General features: G+C 33.5%; 1 protein-coding gene and 1 pseudogene. Both read right to left on the reverse strand.

Annotated features, from left to right (window positions below):
• Positions 1-814: hypothetical protein (locus HMPREF9075_RS13965; RefSeq protein ID WP_009416977.1), on the reverse strand; the 814-nt coding region annotated here is incomplete at its 3' end.
• 104 nt (positions 815-918) lie between these two features.
• Positions 919-1,230, reverse strand: a pseudogene (locus HMPREF9075_RS13640) (hypothetical protein); the annotation flags it as partial.

Here is a 1,230-nt window from a genome sequence, read left to right on the forward strand (position 1 = left end):
TGTCTCCATTCTCGTAGTACAAAATTTCTTGTTTGGCAAGACGTCCATTTTTGTACGAATTGATGAAAACTTTTCGATTGTCTTCATCTTCGTCTTCCTCGTTTTCTTCTCTGAAAGAACAAAATAGTGTTTTATTGCCTCTCTCATCGTACAGAAGCAAATCTTCATTATGAACTTTCTCATTTAGATAGTGTTTTAACCTTACTAATTCACCTTTTGAATTGTAGCTGTATTGATATTCATCAATATATCTATCCTCTACAACAGCTACCATATCCCCTTTTTCGTCGTATAAATACTCTTTAAAAATACCTGTAGGGATCTTTTCTGTAATTTTATAGAGCAAACCTTTTTCGTTGTACAAAAAACTGTATGTACAAGGTATTTGCCCCGAAATAGTAGCAGTCCATTCGGTGAGTTGTTGCTGTTCGTTATATTTGAAAACAAATACAAAATCGTCTACTTCGTAACTCGTTACTAACCCCTGTTCGTTGTAAGTAGTTACAAAGCATTCACGACCACTGAAAAATAATATGTTATGCCACAATGTTTTGGTCGTTTCATCAAGGGATTTTTTCGTTCTAAAATCTCTTGCCATATCATCATATTCCTTGATAAGGTTTATGATATCCTCAGGAATAACAGCCACATTTTTTTTAAATTTGCCTAAGCCAATTTTGTTGTTGCCTATCAGTGCCTCGTACTCTTTGTAGGACGTTTTTACTTTTTTGTTTGCAAAGAAAAGATTGGGTTCTACCTTAGGGATATAAGGACTTCTAGGATAATTTTCTAAACCATTGTTTTTAATTTTCATCGTTATGAGTGTTTAAGTCATGCCTACTCTATATGGTTTTCAGCTTCCCCAGTATTTCTTTATTTTTGGGCAAAGTTATCAACAGAAAGTGACATAACTCGTTGTTATAAAAACTTTTTAGCCTCAGCAGCAATAGCAGTAATAAGTTCATTGCTAACTCCATTGCTTAATTGTCGAGTATGAATAAGAATACGTTTGTTATCCTTACTAAAATGTAAGTTATACCAATTTTTTTCACCTACTTCTGTTGTTTTTCCCTCCCATTGTACACCAAAAGTCTTTTCTAAGTCAATTTGGTATCGTCTTGGATAATCATTGGCTGCTACAATTACAATAGGAAAATCTTTAAAGAAAGGCATTGCAAAAAGAGGTTTACGTTCTTCTATAGACTGTTTTCTAAGAGCTTCTATTTCCTC

This window comes from Capnocytophaga sp. oral taxon 332 str. F0381 (assembly GCF_000318275.2).
Classification (GTDB): domain Bacteria; phylum Bacteroidota; class Bacteroidia; order Flavobacteriales; family Flavobacteriaceae; genus Capnocytophaga; species Capnocytophaga bilenii.